This window comes from Candidatus Pseudomonas auctus (genome assembly GCF_048654275.1).
Lineage (GTDB): Bacteria > Pseudomonadota > Gammaproteobacteria > Pseudomonadales > Pseudomonadaceae > Aquipseudomonas > Aquipseudomonas pharyngis.
In genome coordinates, this window is record NZ_JBJYZK010000010.1 from 35020 (window position 1) to 56263 (window position 21244).

Consider the following 21244-nt stretch of genomic DNA (forward strand, 5'->3'; position numbering starts at 1 on the left):
AAGACTGAGCGGGCGCGCCTCGGCCGTCAATGATATGAAAGGATTACAAAGCCCGATTTGCGACAACGGCCACAGCGAAATCCATATTTCGGTAGCCATTGGCGCGGGCTGTGCTTTACAGCCCCTCCAGCTCCGCCATCAGGTCATTCAACCGATCAACCTTCTCCTCGGTAATGTCGCTGGCCACCAGTCCTTCGATGTACCCGGCCAGTTCCTCCACCGTGCTGCACTCGAACATCGCCCGCAGCGGCACATCTCGTTGCAGGGCTTTCTGCACCCGCGAGGCGATCTGCGTGGCGAGCAGCGAATGGCCGCCGAGTTCGAAGAAGTTGTCGCGTACCCCGACCTTCTCGACCTTCAGCACCTCGGCCCAGATATCGGCCAGGGTCTGTTCCAGTTCGCTGCGCGGCGCCAGGTAATCCTGGCTCTGCAGCTGGCCGATCTCCAGCGCCGGCAAGGCCTTGCGGTCGAGTTTGCCGTTGGCGTTGAGCGGCAAGCGGTCGAGCCACAACCAGTGCAGCGGCACCATGTATTCCGGCAGTTCGGCGCGCAGGCGCTGCTTGATTCGCTCCAGCCGTTCGCTTTGGTTCAGTGCAGAATCGGAGGCGACCAGATAGCCGACCAGATGCTTGCCATTGACGCCTTCCTGCACGCCGACCGCGCCGTCACGGACTTCCGGTTGCTCGTGCAGACGCGCCTCGATTTCACCCAGTTCGATCCGGTAACCGCGGATCTTCACTTGATGGTCGACCCGACCGACGTACTCCAGCACCCCGTCACTGCGACGACGCGCCAGGTCGCCGGTGCGATACAGACGCTCGCCCGGCGCACCGAACGGATTCGGCACAAACACCGGCGCGGTGCGCAGCGGATCGCTGACATAACCGCGACCGACCCCGGTGCCCGCCACACACAACTCACCCACCGCACCCAGCGGCACCAGCTCCAGCGCGCCATCGAGCAGGTACAGCAAATTGTTGTCGGTCGGCGTACCGATCGGCAGGTAACTGCCGCGAGTCGAGGCCATGTCGACACGGAAGAACGCCACGTCGTCCGAGCACTCCGCCGGGCCATAGGCGTTGACCAGACCGATGTCCGGGTAGCGCAGCAGCCATTGGTGCGCCAGTTCCGGCGGCATTGCTTCACCGGTCGGCAACATCCAGCGCAGACCGTCGAGGCTCAGGCGATCCGAAGCGAGCATGCCCTGGATCAGCGACGGCACGCTTTCCAGCACGGTGATGCCCTGCTGTTGCACATGCACCAGCAAGCCTTGCGGATCGTGGGCGATGGTGTTCGGCACGATGTCCACCCGCGCCCCGAACAGCGGCGCGGCGAGGAATTGCCAGACCGAAATGTCGAAACTTTGCGAAGCGGTCTGGGCGATCACATCGGCGTCGCTCAGGTTCAGGTACGGCACCTTGCTTAACTGGTTGTTGAGCATGCCGCGCTGCTCGACCATCACGCCTTTCGGCAACCCGGTGGAACCCGAGGTATAGATCACGTAGGCCAGGTTGTCCGGGCCGCTGAAGATCCCCGGATTCGCCGACGACACCGCACTGGCCTGAACCTCTTCCCACACCAGCAAGCGTGGGCGGTTGGCGCAGCTGAACTCATCCAGCAAGGTCGTCGCCTGTTCACGGCAAGCCTCGGTGCACACCAGCACCGGCGTGCGGCTGAGCTCGATGATCCGCTGCAGACGCTGGCTCGGCAGGCCCGGATCCAGCGGCAGGTAACCGGCACCGGCCTTGAAGCTGCCGATGATCATGCCCAGCAGATCCAGATTCCGTTCGCCCAACAGCGCCACCGGTTGATCCATCTGCACCCCGGCCGCGACCAGTGCATGACCGAGACGGTTGGCGTTCCGGTTCAGCTCGGCATAGCTCAGTTGCTGATCGAGGCAACTGGCGGCGATGCGTTGCGGATGTTGCGCGACCTGCGCTTCGAACAGTTCGACGTAGCTCTGCTCCAGCGGATAGTCGTGCTCACTCTGGTTGCAGCCGTGGAGCAGGAAGTCCTGTTCCTCTTGGCCCAGCAGCGGCAGGTCGGCCATGTCGCCATGGAAACCCTCGACCAGCGCCAGCAACAGGCGCTTGAACTCGCCGAGCATGCGCTCGATGGTCGACTCGTCGAAGTAACGCTGGTCGTAGGACAGATGCAGACCGAGGTCGTCACCCGGATAGCAAACGGCGGTCAGCGGGAAGTTGGTGTGGGTACGGCCCGAGTCCGAGGTCGCATTGAGGCTCTGCGCGCGGTCCAGCACCGAGACTTCCACCGGGGCGTTTTCGAACACGAACAGGCTGTCGAACAGCGGCTGGCCTTTCGGCAGTTCGCTCTGCTCCTGAATGTTCACCAACGGCAGGTATTCGTACTCGCGCAGTTGCATGTTGCTGTCGAGCAGACCGCTCAACCACTGGCGCACGCTGACACGCTGATCGTCCGCCGGGATCTGCACCCGCAGCGCGATGCTGTTGATGAACAGGCCGACGGTGCGTTGCATCTCCGGCATCTGCACCGGGCGCCCGGCCACGGTCACGCCGAACAGCACGTCGCGATCTCCGCTCATGCGGCGCAGCACCAATGCCCACGCCGCCTGGGCGAAGGTGTTGATGGTCAGTTGATGGGCCTGGGCCAGCTCACGCAGACGGGCGCCGTCCTCGACATTCAGTCGGGTGTAGCGGTCGCCGACGATCATGCCGCCGCTTTCGCCGGCGTGTTCACGCAGGAACGGGCGGTCGCTCGGGATCGGCGTGGTGCGCTCGAACCCTTGCAGATTCTGCTGCCACCACTGACGCGCTTCGGCCAGGCTCTGGCGTTGCAGCCAGCCAATGTAATCGCGATAGCGCGGCGGCACCGCCAGTTGCGCTTCGCGACCTTCGCCCAGAGCGGTGTAGATCTCGAAGAAATCGTTCATCAGCAGCGAGCGGCACCAGGCATCGATCAGGATGTGGTGGTTGCTCATCATGAACCAGTAACGTGCCGCGCCGACCTTGATCAGGCGCAGGTGGAACGGTGCCTGATTGAGCAGATCGAACCCGGCCTCGCGTTCGGCCTTGAGCAGCGCTTGCAGTTTCGGCTCCTGCTCGGCGTCAGCGATGGCGCTCCAGTCCAGGTACTCGATCGGCGTGCGACCCGGGGTGTGGATCACTTGCAGCATGTCTTCGCCGACGTTCCAGCAAAACGACGCACGCAACGCTTCATGACGGGCGACCACCGCTTGCCACGCCTGGGCGAAACGCTCGGGGTCGAGTTCGCTGTTGATGCGGTAGCGATCCTGCATGTAGTACAGACCGGTGCCCGGTTCGAGCAAGGTGTGCAGCAGCATGCCTTCCTGCATCGGCGTCAGCGGGTACACGTCTTCGATGTGCGCCGCCGGCACCGGCAGTGCATCAAGTTGCGCTTGGGTGAGTTTTGCCAGCGGGAAGTCCGACGGCGTCAGGCCACCGACCTCATCCTGCAGGCAATGTTCGATCAGGCTCTGCAACTCGCCGACGTAGGCATCGGCCAGCTCGTTGATGGTCTGCGCGTCGTAGCGTTCGGCGCTGAAGGTCCAGCGCAGCAGCAGTTCCCCGCCGTACACCTGACTGTCAACACTCAACTCGTTCGGCAACGGTGCGTGCGGATCGTGGGCGGCACCGACCGATTCATCCAGCGGACGAAACAGTGCATCGCTGCCGAAACTCTGGTCGAACTGGCCGAGGTAGTTGAAGGTGATCGGCGCATTCGGCAACGCCGCCATGCTCTGACGGCTGGCGTCATCGGCCAGATAACGCAGCACGCCATAGCCCAGCCCCTTGTGCGGCACGGCGCGCAGTTGCTCCTTGATCGCCTTGATCGAAGCGCCCTGCCCCGCGGCTTCTTCGATATTGTGCGGGGTCAGGCGCAGCGGATAGGCACTGGTAAACCAGCCAACGGTGCGGGTCAGGTCGATCTCGTCGAACAGGGTTTCGCGGCCGTGGCCTTCCAGTTGAATCAGCGCTGACGGCTGACTGCTCCAGCGGCACAGCACGCGGGCCAGCGCGGTCAGCAACAGGTCGTTGACCTGAGTGCGATAGGCGCTCGGTGCCTGTTGCAGCAGTTGCCTGGTGCGCTCGGCATCCAGTCGCACGCTGACGGTTTGCGCGTAACGATTCTCGCGACCGCCCTCAGGACGTTCGCACGGCAAGTCGGCGCTCGGGCCAGCCAGTTGCGCTTGCCACCAGCTCAGTTCTTCACGCAGGGACTCGCTGCCGGCGTAGGCCTGCAAGCGCGCGGCCCAGTCCTTGAAGGCGCTGGTTTTGGCCGGCAGTATCACCGACTGATCGGCGTCGAGCTGGCGATACACGGTTTGCAGATCGTCGAGCAGAACCCGCCACGACACACCGTCGACCACCAGGTGATGAATCGCGATGAACAGCCGTTGCTGGCCGTCCGGACCATCGACCAGCACCGCACGCAGCAGAGGCCCCTGAGCAAGGTCGAGACTGCGCTGGGCGTCGGCGAACAGCGCCGCGCACTTGTCCATCGACGGCACGCGAACCTGCCACAGCACGGCGGCATCGGTCACCGGTTGATGGGTCGCCTGCCATGCGCCGTTGACCTCGGTGAAGCGCAGACGCAGGGCGTCATGCTGCTCGATCACCGCCAACAGTGCTTGCTCCAGACGATGCGGTTCCAGCGCCACAGTCGGCTCCAGCAGCAACGCCTGGTTCCAGTGCTGACGCTCGGGAATCTCGGTGTCGAAGAACCAGTGCTGGATCGGCGTCAGACGCGATTCACCCGTTACCAGACCTTGCTCAGCGGTCACGGTTTCACTGCGGCTGGCAACAGCGGCCAGAGTCTGCACGGTCTGATGCTGGAACAGGTCGCGCGGGCTGAAGTGAATGCCCTGCTGGCGCGCGCGGCTGACCACTTGAATCGACAGGATCGAGTCGCCGCCCAGTTCGAAGAAGTTGTCGTTGAGGCCGACCTGCTCGACGTTGAGCACTTCGCACCAGATCTGCGCCAGGTTTTGCTCAAGCTCGTTGCTTGGCGCCACGTAATCCTGACGATTGAGCTCCGGATCCGGCGCCGGCAAGGCGCGGCGATCGAGCTTGCCGTTGGCGGTCAGCGGCATGCTCGCCAGCAAAATCAGATGGGTCGGCACCATGTAGTCCGGCAATTGCGTCTTCAGGTGCGCCTTCAGCGCGTCGCGCAGTTTGGCCTGCTTGGCTTCGCTTCGCGAAGCGACCTCGGTCACGAGATAGCCAACCAGTTGCTTGCCGCTCGGCGCATCCAGCGCCAGCACCACCGCTTCGCGGATCGAAGCGTGATCGAGCAGGCGGGTTTCGATCTCGCCCAATTCGATACGGAAACCACGGATCTTCACCTGATGGTCGATCCGCCCCAGGTATTCCACCAGACCGTCGGCGCGCTGGCGCACCAGGTCGCCGGTGCGGTACATGCGCCCGCCAGCGGCGGCAAACGGGTCGGCGACGAAACGTTCGGCCGTGATGCCCGCACGCTCGTGATAGCCCACCGCCAGACCGGCGCCGCCGACGAACAATTCACCGGTCGCGCCTTGCGGCACCAGCGCCAGATCGGCGTCGAGAATGTAGGCTACGCGATCACCGATCACACTGCCGATCGGCACGCTGCCGGCGCCCTCTTCCAGCACTTCCGGCGCCAGACTGGCCAGCGGCATGACCACGGTTTCGGTGGGGCCGTAAGCGTTGAAGAACAGACTCGGCTTGAACGCCGCGCGAATCCGTTGCAGGTGTTCGCCGGTCAGTGCTTCGCCGCCGGTGATGATCATCCGCACCGGCAAAACCTCGTTTTGCGTCGCCAGGAACTGCGCCAACTGGCTGCCGTAGCTCGGGGTGAAGCCGAGAATATTGATCCGGTGTTCACGGATCAGGCCGCAGATTTGTTCCGCGTCCCACTGACCTTGCGCACGCAGCACCACCTGCGCACCGCTGAGCAGCGGCACCAGCAGACGCTCGGTGGCGGCGTCGAAGTTGATCGAATAGAAGTGCAGTTCGCAGTCGTCCGGACGCATGCCGAAGCGCTCGATCACAGCCTGGCAGTGCATGGCGATTTCACCGTGGGACACCACCACGCCTTTCGGCTTGCCGGTGGAACCCGAGGTATAGATCAGGTACGCCTGATGCTGCGGCAGGCTGATAAAGGGCAGCTCGGTGGCCGGGTAATCAGCCAGCGCTGCGCTGTCGTCTTCCAGGCACCAGCGCGCCACGTTCGACGGCAGTTCGCCGAGGGCTTTGAACATCGCCCGGTCGCTGAGCAGCAGGCCGACGCCGCTGTCTTCGATCATGTAATGCAGGCGGTCGAGCGGGTATTCCGGATCCAGCGGCACATAGGCGCCGCCGGCCTTGAGGATCGCCAGCAGGCCGACGACCATTTCCAGCGAACGCTCCAGCGCCAGACCGACTCGCACTTGCGGACCGACACCGCGCTCACGCAGGACCCAGGCCAGACGATTGGCGCGGGCGTCGAGTTCGGCGTAGCTCAGGGTCTGCCCGGCGAAGGTCAGGGCCGGCGCATCTTTACGCGCCAGCGCCTGCTCGGCGAACAGATGATGAATGCACTGGTCGAGACGACGTTCGCCCGGCTCGACACCGAGGCTGTCGAGCAATTGCTGTTGTTCAGGCGCATCGAGCAACGGCAATTCGCTGAGACGCTGTTGCGGGTTGGCGATCAACGCTTCCAGCAGGTTGCGCCAGTGCCTGGCCATGCGCGCAATCGTCGGCTCGTCGAACAAATCGGTGCTGTAAGTCAGGCAGCAACCGAGGCGATGGTCGAGGTCGGTGACTTCCAGGTTGAGGTCGAACTTGGTCGCCCGCGCATCGTTGGCCAGGTACTCGACGGTCATGCCGGCAAGCATGCGGCTTTGCTGGAATTCCCAGCGCTGGACGTTGCACATCACCTGGAACAACGGGTTGTAGGCGGCGCTGCGCGGTGGCTGCAAAGCTTCAACCAGATGATCGAACGGCAGGTCCTGATGGGACTGACCTTCGATCACGGTGTGGCGCACTTGCTCGAACAACTCGCCGACCGACATCTGGCCGTCGAGCTGGCAACGCAGCACCTGGGTGTTGAGGAACGCACCGATCAGGCCTTCGCTTTCCGGGCGGATCCGGTTGGCCACCGGCGCGCCGATACGCAGATCGGTCTGGCCGCTGTAGCGGTAAAGCAAGGTCGCGAGTGCAGCAGTCATGGTCATGAACAGGGTCAGACCGTTCTGCGCATTGAACGCCCGGACACGGGCGGCGAGATCGTCACTCAGGTCGAAACGGAACAGCTCGCCCTGATGACTTTGCACCGGCGGACGCGGGCGGTCGCCCGGCAGTTCCAGCAGTGGATGTTCGCGACCTAGCTGCGCGGTCCAGTAGTCGAGCTGACGCTGACGCTCGCCGGACTCCAGCCAGTTGCGCTGCCACACGCTGTAGTCGAGGTATTGCACCGGCAGCGGCTCCAGCGGCGATTCGCGGTCGTCGACGAACGCTTCATAAAGCGCGCTGAGTTCCCGGGCGAAGATGTCCATCGCCCAGCCTTCGGTGACGATGTGGTGCAGGGTCAGGACGAAGTAATGCTCGTGCTCGGCGGTCTTGACCAGGCAGGCGCGCAGCAGCGGGCCGGTCTCGAGATCGAACGGCAGGTGCGCTTCATCGTCGGCCAGTTGCTGGACCTTCTGCTCGCGCACATCGGCGGCGAATTTCGAGAAATCCTTCCAGTCCATACGCACGCCGGTCTCGGCATGCACCTGCTGACGGGCCACGCCGTCGACGCTCGGGAACGTGGTACGCAGGGTTTCGTGACGCAGGATCAGCGCTTGCAGCGCGGCCTCGAAACGCCCGACATCCAGCACGCCACGCAGACGCGCCATGCCGCCGACGTTGTACGCCGGGCTGTCCGGCTCCATCTGCCAGAGGAACCACATGCGCTGCTGCGAATAGGACAGCGGCACCGGTTGGCTGCGATCAACCTTGTCGATCGGCGGCTGCTTGTTGGTGCGGCCGCTGGCCTGGATCTGGCGGATCTGCTCGGCAAAATCACCGAGCTCGCTGTGTTCGAACAAGGCACGCAACGGCAGCTCGACGTCGCAGGCCTGCCGGGTACGGGAAATGATTTGCGTGGCCAGCAGCGAGTGACCGCCGAGGGCGAAGAAGTCGTCGCGCAGGCCGACCTGCTTCAGGCCGAGCACTTCGCGCCAGATTGCGGCGATCTGCTGTTCCAGCTCGGTGACCGGCTCGACGTGTTCGCGCACCTGCCATTGCGGCTCGGGCAAGGCGCGGCGGTCGAGTTTACCGCTCGGGCTCAGGGGCATGGCGTCCAGGCGCATCAGTTGCGCCGGGACCATGTATTCCGGCAGCTCGGCGGCCAGTGCGGTTTTCAGGCGAGCGATTTGCCCGTCTTGATCTTCACTGGTGTCGGTGGCGGTGAAGTAGCCGATCAGTTGCGGGCCGGCGACGGTTTCACGCACCAGCACGGCGGCCTGAGCGACGCCATCCTGAGTGAGCAAACGGGCTTCGATTTCTTCCGGTTCGACGCGGAAACCACGCAGTTTGACCTGCTGATCGAGGCGGCCGAGGTATTCGATCACGCCATCGTTCGTCCAGCGTGCGCGGTCACCGGTGCGGTACAGACGCGCGCCCTGCTCGCCCAGCGGATCGACCACAAAACGCTCGGCGGTCAGCGCCGGACGGCCGAGGTAACCCCGGGCCAGGCCGATGCCGCTGATGCACAGTTCACCCGGCACACCGGCCGGCACAGGATTGAGATCGCTATCGAGCACCCGGCAGACCACGTTGCCCAGCGGACGACCAATCGGCGAACGCTCGCCATCCGCCACGCTGCAATGCCAGTGAGTGACGTTGATCGCGGTTTCGGTCGGGCCGTAACGGTTGTGCAGTTGCACCGCCGGCAGTTGCGCCAACACGCGGTTGCGCAGTTCCGCCGGCAGCGCTTCACCGCCGGAGAAAACCCGGCGCAGGCTGGTGCATTCGCCGCTCAGTGGTTCATCGATAAACAGCGAAAGCAGCGGCGGCACGAAGTGCAGCGTGGTCACGTCGTATTGCTGAACCAACTGCGCGATGCGATGCGGATCGCGGTGTTCGCCGGGGCCGGCGATCAGCAGGCGCGCGCCGGTGATCAGCGGCCAAAAGCACTCCCACACCGACACGTCGAAACTGATCGGCGCCTTTTGCATCAGCACATCGGTTTCATTCAGGCGATAAGTGTTCTGCATCCATTGCAGACGCTCAGCCAACGCCGCATGCGTGTTGCCCACACCTTTCGGCTGGCCGGTGGAGCCGGAGGTGTAAATCACGTAGGCGAGATTGTCGCCGTGCAGGTGCAGGCCCGGTGCCTGGCTCGGCCAGTTCTCCAGGTGCAGGGTGTCCATGGCGATAACGCTGACGCCTTCGCTGGCCGGCAAGCGGTCGAGCAATGCGGTCTGGGTCAGCAGCAGTTCGACGCCGCTGTCGCTGAGCATGTAAGCCAGGCGCTCGGCCGGGTAATCCGGGTCCAGCGGCACGTAGGCACCACCGGCCTTGATGATCGCCAGCAGACCGATCAACAGTTGCGGCGAACGCTCGGCGGCGATGGCCACGCAGACGTCCGGGCCGACGCCTTTGTCGCGCAGGTAATGGGCGAGACGGTTGGCCTGCGCGTGCAGTTCGGCGAAGTCCAGGCTGCCGCCGTCCCACACCAATGCCGTGCATTCCGGGGTCTGACGGGCCTGTTCATTCAGTAGCTCCGGCAGCCATTGTTGCGCCGGGGTGCACGGAGCGATGCTCCATTCGCTTTGCTGAGTATTTTCGGCGGCGGTCAGCAGTTGCAGATCGCCGATGGTTTGTTCCGGACCTTCGCAGACAGCACGCAGCAGGTTGCTGAAATGCTCGGCGAGGCGCTCGATGGTCGCGGCGTCGAACAGCTCATCGGCGTAGTCGAAGGACAGCGTCAGGCGACCGTTGCGGTCTTCTTCACTGTGCAGTTGCAGATCGAACTTGGCCTCGCGGCTGTGCCACGACAGTTCTTCGGCGAGCAGGCCCGGTAGACGTTTGAGCGCACTCAGGTCGCGTTGCTGGTGGTTGAACATGACCTGGAACAGGCCTTGTTCGCGGGCCTGCGGGAAGGCTTCGAGCAGTTGTTCGAACGGCAGGTCCTGATTCGCCTGAGCGCCGAGTACCGCCTGACGGGTTTGCGCCAGCAGTTCAGTGAACGGCAGTCGTGAATCGACGTCGGCACGCAGCACCTGAGTGTTGATGAAGAAGCCGATCAGGCCTTGGGTTTCCAGACGCGGACGGTTGGCGTTCGGCACTCCGATGCGGATGTCGCGCTGGCCGCTGTAGCGATGCAACAGGCTCTGGAAGGCCGAGAGCAGCAGCATGAACGGTGTGGATTGATAGGCCTGGGCCGTCCGGCGAATGGCGTCGCTGAGGCTGATCCCCAGACGAACGCTGTGGCGTGCGGCGCTGTGAATTTGTTTGGCAGAACGCGGATGGTCGGTCGCCAGTTCCAGAGTCGGATGCTCATCGCCCAACTGCGCTTTCCAGTACGCCAGTTGCCGCTCGCCCTCGCCCTGCGCCAACCATTGGCGCTGCCAGCTGCCGTAGTCGGCGTATTGGGTTGGCAGCGGCGCCAGTTCCGCGCGCTGGCCTTGGGACGCGGCGGCGTACAGGCGCGAGAACTCGTCGATCAACACGTTCAGCGACCAGCCGTCGGCGATGATGTGGTGCATTGTCACCAGCAACTGGTGATCTTCATCGTCGAGGCGAACCAGCGTCACCCACAGCAGCGGGCCCTTCTCCAGATCGAACCGGGTGCGGGCTTCGTCCTCGCGGATCTGTAGTGCGCGGGCTTCACGTTCGCTGGCCGGCAGGTCGCTGATGTCGATCAGTTGCAGGTTGAATTCGCCCGCCGCTTCGACCTGTTGCAGGGCCACGCCATCGCGTTCGAAGAAGCGGGTACGCAGGGATTCATGGCGTTCGATCAGTTGCTGGAAACTGGCGCGCAGGGCGTCTTCGTCCAGTTCGCCGCGCAGGCGCAGGGCACCGGGGATGTTGTAGGCGCTGCTCTGCGGATCGAGCTGCCAGGTGATCCACAGTCGGTTTTGCGCCAGGGATTGCGGCAAGGCTTCGTTGCGCGACAGCGCTGTGATTTCGCCTTGGGCGCTGCCGCCGTCCTGTTGCTGCTGTGCCACGACTGCGGCGAACGCGGACAGGGTCGGTGCTTCGAACAGCAGGCGCAGGCTCAGCTCCAGGCTCAGTTCTTCGCGGACCTTGGCGATCACCTGGGCGGCGGCGATCGAGTTGCCGCCGAGCAGGAAGAAATGATCGTCGGCGTTGACCTGTTTGACGTTGAGTTGCTCGGCCCAGACTTTGCCGATCAACGCTTCCAGTTCGGAGGCGGACGCGGTCGACTCATGAGCGGTTTCAGCGGTGGCCGACGGGAACACCGCGTAGCTGTCGAGGCTGCCGTCGGCCAGACGATTGCGGCAGGCCGAACGTTGCAGCTTGCCGCTGGAAGTCTTCGGCAATGCGCCCGGATTGAGCAGCACCACCACGCTCGGTGCTTCCTGATACGCCTCGGCCACCGCTTGGCGAATGGTTTTGATCAGCGCTTCGGGCGGCAGGATTTTCTGCACGCTGCGGCTGATTTCCGCCGCGATGCCGATGCCCTCCTCGCCATTCTGATTGACCGCAAACGCCGCGACGCGGCCCTTGCGCACCACCTCCACTTCGTTTTCGACCGTCTTCTCGAGGTCCTGCGGATAGAGGTTGTGACCGCGCACGATCAGCATGTCTTTCAAGCGACCGGTGATGAACAGTTCACCTTCGCGAATAAAGCCCAGGTCGCCGGTGCGCAGCCAGGTCTGGCCGGCATGCTGGACGAAGGTCTTGGCGCTGGCCTCGGGGTTGCGCCAGTAGCCGAGGGCGATGCTCGGGCCCGCGGCCCAGACTTCACCCACAGCGTTGTCGGCCAGTTCTTCGAGGGTGTTCGGCTCGACGATCAGCACCGCGTGCTCTGGCTGGCTGATGCCGCAGCTCATGATCGGGCTGCCCTCGCCCGCTTCGGCGCGGTTCTGTGCGAGGGCTTGATCGTCGACGCGCAGTGCAGGAATCCCTTTGCCACGCGGTGTGCCGGCGACGAACAGGGTCGCTTCGGCCAGACCGTAGGACGCCATGAAGCTGCTTTCGCTGAAACCGCATGCGGTGAATTTCTCCGCGAAGCGTTCGAGGGTGTCGAGACGGATCGGCTCGGAGCCGGAATAGGCCACGCGCCAACGGCTCAGGTCGAGACGCTCCAGCGCCGATTCACTGACTCGTTCGCTGCACAAACGGTAGGCGAAGTCAGGCCCGCCGCTGATGGTGCCGCCGTACTGGCTGATCGCTTCGAGCCAGCGCAATGGCCGGCCGAGGAAATACGCCGGCGACATCAGGATGCACGGCACGCCACTGAAGATCGGTTGCAGCAGACCGCCGATCAGGCCCATGTCGTGGTACAGCGGCAGCCAGCTGACGATCACGTCATCGGGGTTTACGTCGATACCGAAACCGTGGCGGATCAGCAGTTCGTTGGCCACCAGATTGCCGTGGCTGACCTGCACGCCTTTGGGCAGCGCGGTGGAGCCGGAGGTGTATTGCAGGAAGGCGATATGGTCTGTCGGCAGGGCCGGCTCGACCCAGCGTTCGGCCAGCGAAGTATCGAGGGTGTCAACGCACAACAGCGGCGGCGCGCCTTCGATTTGCTGCAGGGCGTCGCGCAGGTCGGCGCTGGTCAGCAGCAGGCGCGGTTCGGCGTCGGCGATGATCGACAGCAGGCGTTCCTGATGGTGACGCTTGGCCGATTCCGGCGGATAGGCTGGCACCGCGATCACCCCCGCATACAGGCAACCGAAGAACGCCGCGACGTAATCCGGGCCGCTGGGAAACAGCAACACCGCGCGATCACCGAATCCGGCCTCGGCCTGCAACGCGGCGGCGATGGTGCGCGCGCGCTGATCGAGTTCGCGATAACTGAGCACCACAGCCTGCTCCTCGGTTTCGGCGAGAAAGCGCAAGGCCAGCCGATCCGGCGTCAGGGCCGAACGGCGCTGAAGGGCTTGGACCAGGGTGCTGGGGAGTTCGAACGCGTCGGTCATGAGGTTTCCTGCCTGAATTCGGCTTGCTGGTGGAATCGGGTTGGCTGCGGCATGCCCGTGCAAGGCATGCGGGACACGGTCTTCGCCGACCGTGCAAGGCACTGGAATGCGGTAGGTCCGGGGCTGCGTACCCGGATCCATTCACCAATGAGAACGGATGACGTCTTGAAATAATTAGTCGGCAGGCTGGATCGCCAACGGGGCTGGGCACTTGGGCGAGTGCGGCGGCGTGTCGCAGTTCTCAGATCGCACTGTTATGGATCATTAGTTCTCTTTCTCAATTGACAATCATTATCATTCAACATAATTTGTCGCTCGATGTGTAGGACGGCCCCGCCCCCAGGCGTCCCACTAACCTATTGGCAGCAAGGTGATTTCCATGACGGAACAAGTATCCACAAGCAGGTGCGATTCACCGCTACTTCAGGCATTCGTCGACAATCGACTGATTCTGGTCAAGATTGCAGCCCGCATTACCGGCTGCCGGTCACGCGCCGAAGATGTGGTGCAGGATGCGTTCTTCCGACTGCAATCGGCACCGCCGATCACGTCGTCGATCAAGGCCCAGCTGAGTTATCTGTTCCAGATCGTGCGCAATCTGGCGATCGATCACTACCGCAAACAGGCGCTGGAGCAGAAGTACGCCGGCCCCGAGGAGGAAGGGTTGAACGTGGTCATTCAGGGCGCTTCGCCGGAAACCTCGCACATCAATTTTTCGACCCTGGAACACATCGCCGACGCGCTGACCGAGCTGCCAGTTCGCACCCGCTACGCCTTCGAGATGTACCGTCTGCACGGCGTGCCGCAGAAGGACATCGCCAAGGAACTCGGCGTTTCCCCGACCCTGGTCAACTTCATGATTCGCGACGCGCTGGTGCATTGCCGCAAGGTGTCGAGCAGTCGCGCTGATGCAGTGACCGCAAACCGTCGCTGATAAAAATCGGCCGCAAAAAAAGATCGCAGCCTTCGTCGAAGGGCTGCGATCTTTTTTGTCTTCAGCGAAATATCACACCAGCGTGCACCGGTCGAAGAACCGTTCGCGCCCGAGAATCATCAGCGCCGCGCGTTTGTGCGGGAAGTCGAATTCCTTCTCGCAGTGGAAGCACTGGTTATGCATGTGGCCAATCATTTTCGCGTTGTCGGCACGGGGTTCGGCGACCACCCGCTGCGTGCGCGGATCATCCAGGAACAGATAATGCACCAGCGCCGACAGCCAGCTCGCCACCTTGTGCGGGCCGCGATGGTCTTCTTCCCCGACCAGCATGTGAATGCCGCGATCGTAATTGTCGGCATCGTAGAACGGTGCGATGCGATCTTCCTTGGCCCAGTAGGCTTCGAAATAGGCAAACGGCTGATCATCGAAACAACCGATCAGGGTCAGCGTGTGCGGATCGGCGTCGAGTTTGCTCAGGTACTCGCGATGCTGTTCGAGGCTGCCCTCTTCCTGCCAGAAACTGGCGACTCGCGGGCTGTTCTGCCAGCGATTGAAACGCGCCAGATCCTGCTCGATCTCCACCGTTCGCAGGGAAATCCAGGCACCGAGGCGCGCATCGAAACGCCGATAAACCTCACCACGCGGTTTCACCGGTCGCAGCGGATGACGCTTGCCGTTGCTGATGACCATCTGCTGCGGATAACTGCCGGTCAGCGAGGCCCCCAGCCACGGTTGCGGCAGTTGCCAGAACAGCGTGCGCTCGCAGCGATATTCGCCCGCCACTTCAGTGCTCACCAGCAAGCCGCTGAGCAAGGCTTCGGTCGGCGCCTGGTCCAGTTGCCAGATCAATTGTTGACGCGCCGGCTCCCGGGCAAACAGCCAATAACAGGCTGCCCACAGCGCCTGGCCTGGCGGCAGCGCGTAGCGTTCATCGATCTGGATCGGCCCCTGACCTTCACGATCGAGGCGCAGGCGAATCAGCGGTTGCCCGTCCAGGCTCAGGCTCAGACGGCTTTCGGTGGCATCGGCTACCAGTTGGCTGCCCGAAGGCAGGGCCAGGGCAGTCAGGTCATTCAGATTGGACATGGGTCGGGCTCACGATAATCGTCGACAGTTCAACGATGGGACGTGAGCCGGGGCGGGAAATTTAGGCCGGACGCGAAAAACCGCAGCTCATTGATGCGGCACCGGCACCACCGCAATCTTGTACGGATCGAAGATCTTCAGCATCTGCCCGTTGTCGCGCAGGCCTTGCAGCAGCTTGCCGAAGGCTTCACCGGTGATCGGAGCCTTCGGACTGAGAATCGCGTAATGGTGGTAGATCTGGTCGATGCGCTGGGACACCAGCAACTCGTCGCGCACCTTTTCGTTGCGCAGCAGGTAATCGAACAGATACGAGCGGGTCACCAGCGCAATGTCTGCGCGCCCGCGCAAGACCATCAGCAGGTTGCTGTCGTGGGAATAGGTCAGCGTGGCGCTGTAAGTTTCGGCGAGGTACTTGGGATCGGCATTGAAGTTGGCAAATTCGTAGTGATAGCCGCTGTACAGCGCCAGCCTTTTACCCTTGAGATCGGCGAAGTAATTCTGCTGGCGACCGGGCTTGTTCTGCGCGACGAAAATCTCTGCGTCCTCAAGCCCCATGTCGACGGTGATGTGGGGAATGTCTTTCCAGCCCCACTCAGGGTTTTCGAAGATCGCCATGTCAGTGCGGCTGTCCTTGAAATCGCCGAACCGGCGAGGAATCGAGGTGGGCACCAGTTCGAAGCGATAGTCGCTCTGGGCGCTGTTCAAAGCCGCGACCAGTTCGGGCAGCAGGCCGGTGTCGGCGCCATTTTCCGGGCGAATGGTATAGGGCGGAAAATGCGCCGCGCCCACTCGAACCACCTGCGCCGCCGGAGCGGGCAATACCCACAGTGCAGCCAGCGCTGCGAGCATCAGCCCGGCGGCCGTCCGAATTGGCGAAGACTTCAAAACACCCCACTCCCCGAAAAAGTACCGATCATTGCATTCAAGCTAGGCGGTTTCGCCAAGTTAGCCAGTTTCCCGGCCTGATAGAAAGCGCCTAGCGCTCTTCGAGCACCAGAATCAGCGCTTCTTCGGCCAGTTGATCCAGGCTCAGGCTGCCGCCGGCACGGAACCAGGTGGTGGTCCAGGACAGCGCACCCGTGAGAAAACGTCGGGTAATGAACACGTCACCACGGATGAACCCCGCCTCCTTGGCCTCGCCCAGCACTTGCAGCCAGAGGTCTTCGTAGATGTCGCGCAGCGCCAGCACTTTGGCCTGGCCGTCTTCGGACAGCGAGCGCCATTCATACACCAGCACCGCCATCGCCTCGCCGCTGCCGCCCATGATCGACTGCAATTCGCAGCGGATCAGCGCCAGCACCCGCTCGCGCACATCGGCGGCATCGGCAAGGGCTGCGCGCATCAGCGCGGTGTTGTAGCGGATGGTTTCCTCCATCACCGCCCGCAGGATTTCATCCTTGCTCTTGAAGTGATGAAAGATACTGCCGGACTGGATCCCCACGGCACCGGCCAGATCGCGCACGGTGGTGCGCTCGTAGCCTTTGTTGCGGAACAGGTGGGCCGCCACTTGCAGCAATTTGCCGCGAGCGCTGTCCGGATCGGTCAGCTGGCCGGCGTCGACCAGTTCACGCATGACCCTCAGGGCTTTTTGCTCGTCCACCCGTTCTCTCCTACAGTCGATCAGTCAAATGCGCCGCACGCCGCAGAAACGGCGGGGTTGCGCGGGCAATTTAAGCCGCCGGCGGTGACCAAGCAAGCGCTTGGGCAGAAGATAATTTCAGCTGTTTACAAACCAAGCGCTTGCTTGGTAGCCTCGATGCACTTCTGTCACAGGTTCCTGAGCCGGAGATCAAAATGCCCACCACGGTTCGCATCGGATGCGCCAGCGCATTCTGGGGAGACACCTCGACCGCCGCCGCGCAGCTTGTGGCCGGAGGACAGCTGGATTATCTGGTCTTCGACTACCTCGCCGAAATCACCATGTCGATCATGGCCGGCGCGCGCATGAAGGACCCGCAGGCCGGGTTCGCCGGCGATTTCATCGAAGTCCTCGCGCCCCTGCTGCCGCAACTGGCCGAACAGAACATTCGCGTCATCAGCAATGCCGGCGGGGTCAATCCCAAGGCCTGTGCCGCCGCGCTGCAAGCGGCCTGCGACAAGGCTGGCGTGGCGCTGAAGATCGCCGTGCTTCTAGGCGATGACCTGCAACCCCAGTTCAAACAACTCGCCACCCAAGGCATCACGGAAATGTTCAGCGGCGCCCCGCTGCCGCCGATGTGCGTGTCGACCAACGCTTACCTCGGCGCGCCGGGCATTGTCGAAGCACTGCGCCTGGGCGCCGACATCGTCATCACCGGCCGGGTGGTCGACAGCGCAGTGGTCAGCGCCGCGCTGGTGCATGAATTCGACTGGTCGTGGCACGACTACGACAAACTCGCGCAAGCCGCCCTGGCCGGGCACATCATCGAATGTGGCGCGCAGTGCACCGGCGGTAATTTCACCGACTGGCGCGACGTGCCGGACTACGAACACATCGGTTTCCCGATCGTCGAGGTCAGCGCCGACGGCCAGTTCATCGTCAGCAAACCCGAGGGCTCCGGTGGACTGGTCACGCCGCTGACGGTCGGCGAACAGATGCTCTACGAAATCGGCGATCCGCAGGCTTATCTGCTACCCGATGTGGTCTGCGATTTCAGCCAGGTAAAACTCCAGCAACAAGGCAAGAACGCCGTCCGGGTCCACGGCGCCAAAGGCTTGCCACCCAGCGACCAATACAAGGTCAGCGCAACATATCCGGACGGTTTCCGTTGCACCGCCAGTTGCCTGATCGCCGGCATCGATGCCGTGGAAAAAGCCCGGCGCGTCAGCCAGGCGATTCTCGACAAGACCTCGGAAATGCTCGACCAGAAAGGATTGGGCCCCTACACCGAAACCCACGTCGAACTGCTCGGCAGCGAAGCCACCTACGGCCCTCACGGTCAGCGCCGGGACAGTCGCGAAGTGGTGATCAAACTCGCCGTGCGCCACCCGAACAAACAAGCCTTGATCCTGTTCTCCCGGGAGATCGCACAGGCCGCCACCGGCATGGCGCCGGGCCTCACCGGTATCGTCGGCGGGCGGCCGACGGTGTATCCGCTGATCCGGCTGTTCTCGTTCCTGATCGACAAAAGCGCCTGCACATTGCAGATCGACATCGCCGGCGAATCCCACCCGTTCGCCCTCCCCGCCCCTGCCACCCTCGACAGTCAGGATCTGCCCCTGCCCCATGAAACGCCCAAGCCCCAGGGCCGCGCCGACGCGAGCGTGCCATTGGTGAAACTGGCCGTGGCGCGCTCCGGCGACAAGGGCAATCACAGCAATATCGGCGTCATGCCGCGCCGTCCCGAATACCTGCCGTGGATCGCTGAAGCACTGACCCCGGCGGTGGTCGTCGACTGGATGAACCATGTCCTCGATCCGATTCACGGCCGGGTCGAACGCTGGTATCTGCCGGGCACCCACAGCCTCAACTTCCTGCTGGAAAACGCCCTCGGTGGCGGCGGCGTGGCGAGCCTGCGCATCGACCCGCAAGGCAAGGCTTTCGCCCAACAACTACTGGAAATCCAGATCCCGGTGCCGCAGAGCATCGCCGAACAACTCGACTAGAGGATTGGCACCATGGCGTTCGAATCGATTTTCAGGGCTGACCTGTTCAGCGGCCAGACCGTCATCGTCACCGGCGGCGGCAGTGGCATCGGGCGTTGCACCGCCCATGAACTGGCGGCGCTCGGGGCTAACGTGGTGCTGGTCGGACGCAAGCCGGAAAAGCTGCAAACCGTCGCCGCCGAAATTTCCGAGGACGGTGGTCGCGCCCACTGGAAGGCCTGCGATATCCGTGACGAAGAAGCCGTGAAGGCGCTGGTCAGCGAACTGATCCGTGAACACGGGCCGATCCACGGGCTGGTCAACAATGCCGGCGGCCAGTACCCCTCGCCCCTGGCCTCGATCAATCAGAAAGGTTTCGAAACCGTGCTGCGGACCAATCTGGTCGGCGGTTTCCTGATGGCCCGCGAGGTATTCAATCAGTCGATGAGCAAACACGGCGGCAACATCGTCAACATGCTCGCCGACATGTGGGGCGGCATGCCGGGCATGGGCCACTCCGGCGCCGCGCGTGCGGGCATGGACAATTTCACCAAAACCGCAGCCTTCGAATGGGGTTATGCCGGTGTTCGGGTGAATGCAGTGGCGCCGGGCTGGATCGCTTCCAGCGGCATGGACACCTATGAAGGCGCGTTCAAAGCGGTGATCCCGACCTTGCGCGAACACGTGCCGCTCAAGCGCATCGGCACCGAATCGGAAGTCAGCGCGGCGATCGTGTTTCTGCTCAGCCCGGCTGCCGCGTTCATCAGCGGCAGCACCTTGCGCATCGACGGTGCGGCCAGCCTGGGCAGTCGCGCCTGGCCGTTGCACAAGGCGACCCACAGCGAATCGTTCAACGGTTTTCACCGGGCTTACATGCCGGATGTCTTGAAGGACAAGGAGTAAGCCATGCCGCAGATCCAGTCCCAACTCGACCCGCACAGCGAAGCCTTCGCCCGCAACCGCGCGGCCATGCTCACCGCCATCGAGCAAGTCCAGCAACTCGAACAGAACCTGCTGAACAAGGCGGCCGAGGCCAAACCGAAATTCGACAAGCGCGGGCAACTGCTGCCCCGTGAACGTCTGAATCTGTTGCTCGACCCCGGCGCGCCGTTCCTCGAACTGGCGAGCCTGGCCGGCTTCAAACTGCACGACGACAAGGACGGCAGTTCGGCCGGTGGCGGCTTGATCGCCGGCATCGGTTACGTGTCCGGCGTGCGCGCCTTGATCGTGGCGAACAACAGCGCGATCAAGGGCGGAACGATTTCCCCGTCAGGCCTGAAAAAATCCCTGCGCCTGCAACAGATCGCCCAGGAAAACAAACTGCCGGTCATCACCCTCGCCGAAAGCGGCGGCGCCAACCTCAATTACGCGGCAGAAATTTTCGTCGAAGGCGCACGCAGCTTTGCCAATCAGGCGCGGATGTCGGCCATGGGTTTGCCGCAGATCACCGTGGTGCACGGTTCGGCCACCGCTGGCGGTGCCTATCAGCCGGGGCTGTCGGATTATGTGGTGGTGGTGCGCGGCAAGGCCAAGCTGTTTCTCGCCGGTCCCCCATTGCTTAAAGCGGCGACCGGTGAAGTCGCCACCGACGAAGAACTGGGCGGCGCCGAGATGCACGCGCAAGTCGCCGGCACCGCCGAATACCTGGCCGAAAACGATGCCGACGGCGTGCGTCAGGTGCGGGAAATCGTCAGCCTGCTGAACTGGAACGAGCAACTGCCATGGCTGCCTGAGCCGCCATTCAAGGAGCCGTTGTACCCCATCGACGAACTGCTCGGCCTGATCCCGGACGACCCGAAAAAACCCTACGACGTGCGCGAAATCATTGCGCGGATCGCCGACGAATCGCGCTTCCTGGAGTTCAAGGGCGAGTTCGATCAACAGACCGTTTGCGGCCACCTGAAAATCCAGGGCCGCGCCTGCGGTTTCATCGGCAACAACGGCCCGATCACGCCGAATGGTGCGAGCAAGGCGGCGCAGTTCATTCAACTGTGTGACCAGAGCCAGACGCCGCTGCTGTTTTTCCACAACACCACCGGGTTCATGGTCGGCACCGAATCGGAACAGCACGGCGTGATCAAGCACGGTTCGAAACTGATCCAGGCTGTGGCCAATGCGCGGGTGCCGAAACTGACGATCGTGGTCGGCGGCTCCTACGGCGCGGGCAACTACGCGATGTGTGGACGCGGGCTCGATCCGCGCTTCATCTTCGCCTGGCCCAACAGCCGCACAGCGGTGATGGGCGGCGCCCAGGCCGGCAAGGTGCTGCGCATCGTCACAGAAGCCAAACAGCTCAAGGACGGTCTGGTGCCCGATCCGAAAATGCTCGGCATGCTGGAGCAGGTCACCGCGCAGAAACTCGACAGCCAGTCCACCGCCCTCTACGGCAGCGCCAACCTGTGGGACGACGGGCTGATCGATCCACGCGACACCCGCACCCTGCTCGGTTACCTGCTGGACATCTGCCACGAAGCCGATATCCGCACGTTGCAACCCAACAGCTTCGGCGTCAGCCGGTTCTGATCGCCACGGATTAAAGGAGA

The 21244-nt window shown here is 63.2% G+C and carries 8 protein-coding genes; 4 read left to right on the plus strand and 4 right to left on the minus strand.

Annotated features, from left to right (window positions below; all coding sequences use genetic code 11):
* Positions 1-115 precede the first annotated feature (115 nt).
* Entirely contained in the window at positions 116-13117 is a 13002-nt protein-coding gene (locus ACKUG4_RS18790) for a non-ribosomal peptide synthetase (protein ID WP_445434602.1), read from the minus strand.
* Positions 13118-13496: 379 nt separating this feature from the next.
* Here ACKUG4_RS18790 and ACKUG4_RS18795 point away from each other — a divergent pair, with 379 nt between their 5' ends.
* Positions 13497-14051, plus strand: coding sequence for an RNA polymerase factor sigma-70 (locus ACKUG4_RS18795; protein WP_011335256.1), 555 nt, complete (start codon positions 13497-13499; stop codon positions 14049-14051).
* A 72-nt stretch (positions 14052-14123) separates the two neighbouring features.
* Here the strand turns inward: ACKUG4_RS18795 and ACKUG4_RS18800 are convergent, their stop codons facing one another.
* From ACKUG4_RS18800 to ACKUG4_RS18810, 3 genes are all read right to left on the minus strand, one after another.
* A complete protein-coding gene (locus ACKUG4_RS18800; RefSeq protein WP_064598244.1) occupies positions 14124-15137 on the minus strand; it encodes a GNAT family N-acetyltransferase in 1014 nt (337 codons plus the stop codon).
* 87 nt (positions 15138-15224) lie between these two features.
* Positions 15225-16022: a substrate-binding periplasmic protein gene (locus ACKUG4_RS18805; protein WP_064598245.1), complete on the minus strand. Its 798-nt coding sequence runs from the start codon at positions 16020-16022 to the stop codon at positions 15225-15227.
* Between the two features lie 91 nt (positions 16023-16113).
* Entirely contained in the window at positions 16114-16737 is a 624-nt protein-coding gene (locus ACKUG4_RS18810; RefSeq protein ID WP_007955773.1) for a TetR/AcrR family transcriptional regulator, read from the minus strand.
* A 194-nt stretch (positions 16738-16931) separates the two neighbouring features.
* Between ACKUG4_RS18810 and ACKUG4_RS18815 the strand changes: the two genes are divergently transcribed.
* Genes ACKUG4_RS18815 through atuC form a run of 3 tightly spaced genes read left to right on the plus strand, consistent with a single transcriptional unit; the run spans position 16932 to position 21224 of the window.
* Positions 16932-18722, plus strand: coding sequence for an acyclic terpene utilization AtuA family protein (locus tag ACKUG4_RS18815; RefSeq protein WP_445434603.1), 1791 nt, complete (start codon positions 16932-16934; stop codon positions 18720-18722).
* Between the two features lie 12 nt (positions 18723-18734).
* Positions 18735-19604, plus strand: coding sequence for an SDR family oxidoreductase (locus ACKUG4_RS18820; protein ID WP_445434604.1), 870 nt, complete (start codon positions 18735-18737; stop codon positions 19602-19604).
* A gap of 3 nt (positions 19605-19607) precedes the next feature.
* The gene (atuC, locus tag ACKUG4_RS18825; RefSeq protein ID WP_445434605.1) at positions 19608-21224 is read left to right on the plus strand and encodes a geranyl-CoA carboxylase subunit beta; all 1617 of its coding nucleotides are present in this window, start codon (positions 19608-19610) and stop codon (positions 21222-21224) included.
* Positions 21225-21244: the final 20 nt, after the last annotated feature.

Coding starts and splice junctions, on each gene's coding strand:
- ACKUG4_RS18790 (WP_445434602.1), bottom strand. CDS start 13,117: ATGACCGACGCGTTCGAACTCCCCAGCACCCTGGTCCAAGCCCTTCAG.
- ACKUG4_RS18795 (WP_011335256.1), top strand. CDS start 13,497: ATGACGGAACAAGTATCCACAAGCAGGTGCGATTCACCGCTACTTCAG.
- ACKUG4_RS18800 (WP_064598244.1), bottom strand. CDS start 15,137: ATGTCCAATCTGAATGACCTGACTGCCCTGGCCCTGCCTTCGGGCAGC.
- ACKUG4_RS18815 (WP_445434603.1), top strand. CDS start 16,932: ATGCCCACCACGGTTCGCATCGGATGCGCCAGCGCATTCTGGGGAGAC.
- ACKUG4_RS18820 (WP_445434604.1), top strand. CDS start 18,735: ATGGCGTTCGAATCGATTTTCAGGGCTGACCTGTTCAGCGGCCAGACC.
- atuC (WP_445434605.1), top strand. CDS start 19,608: ATGCCGCAGATCCAGTCCCAACTCGACCCGCACAGCGAAGCCTTCGCC.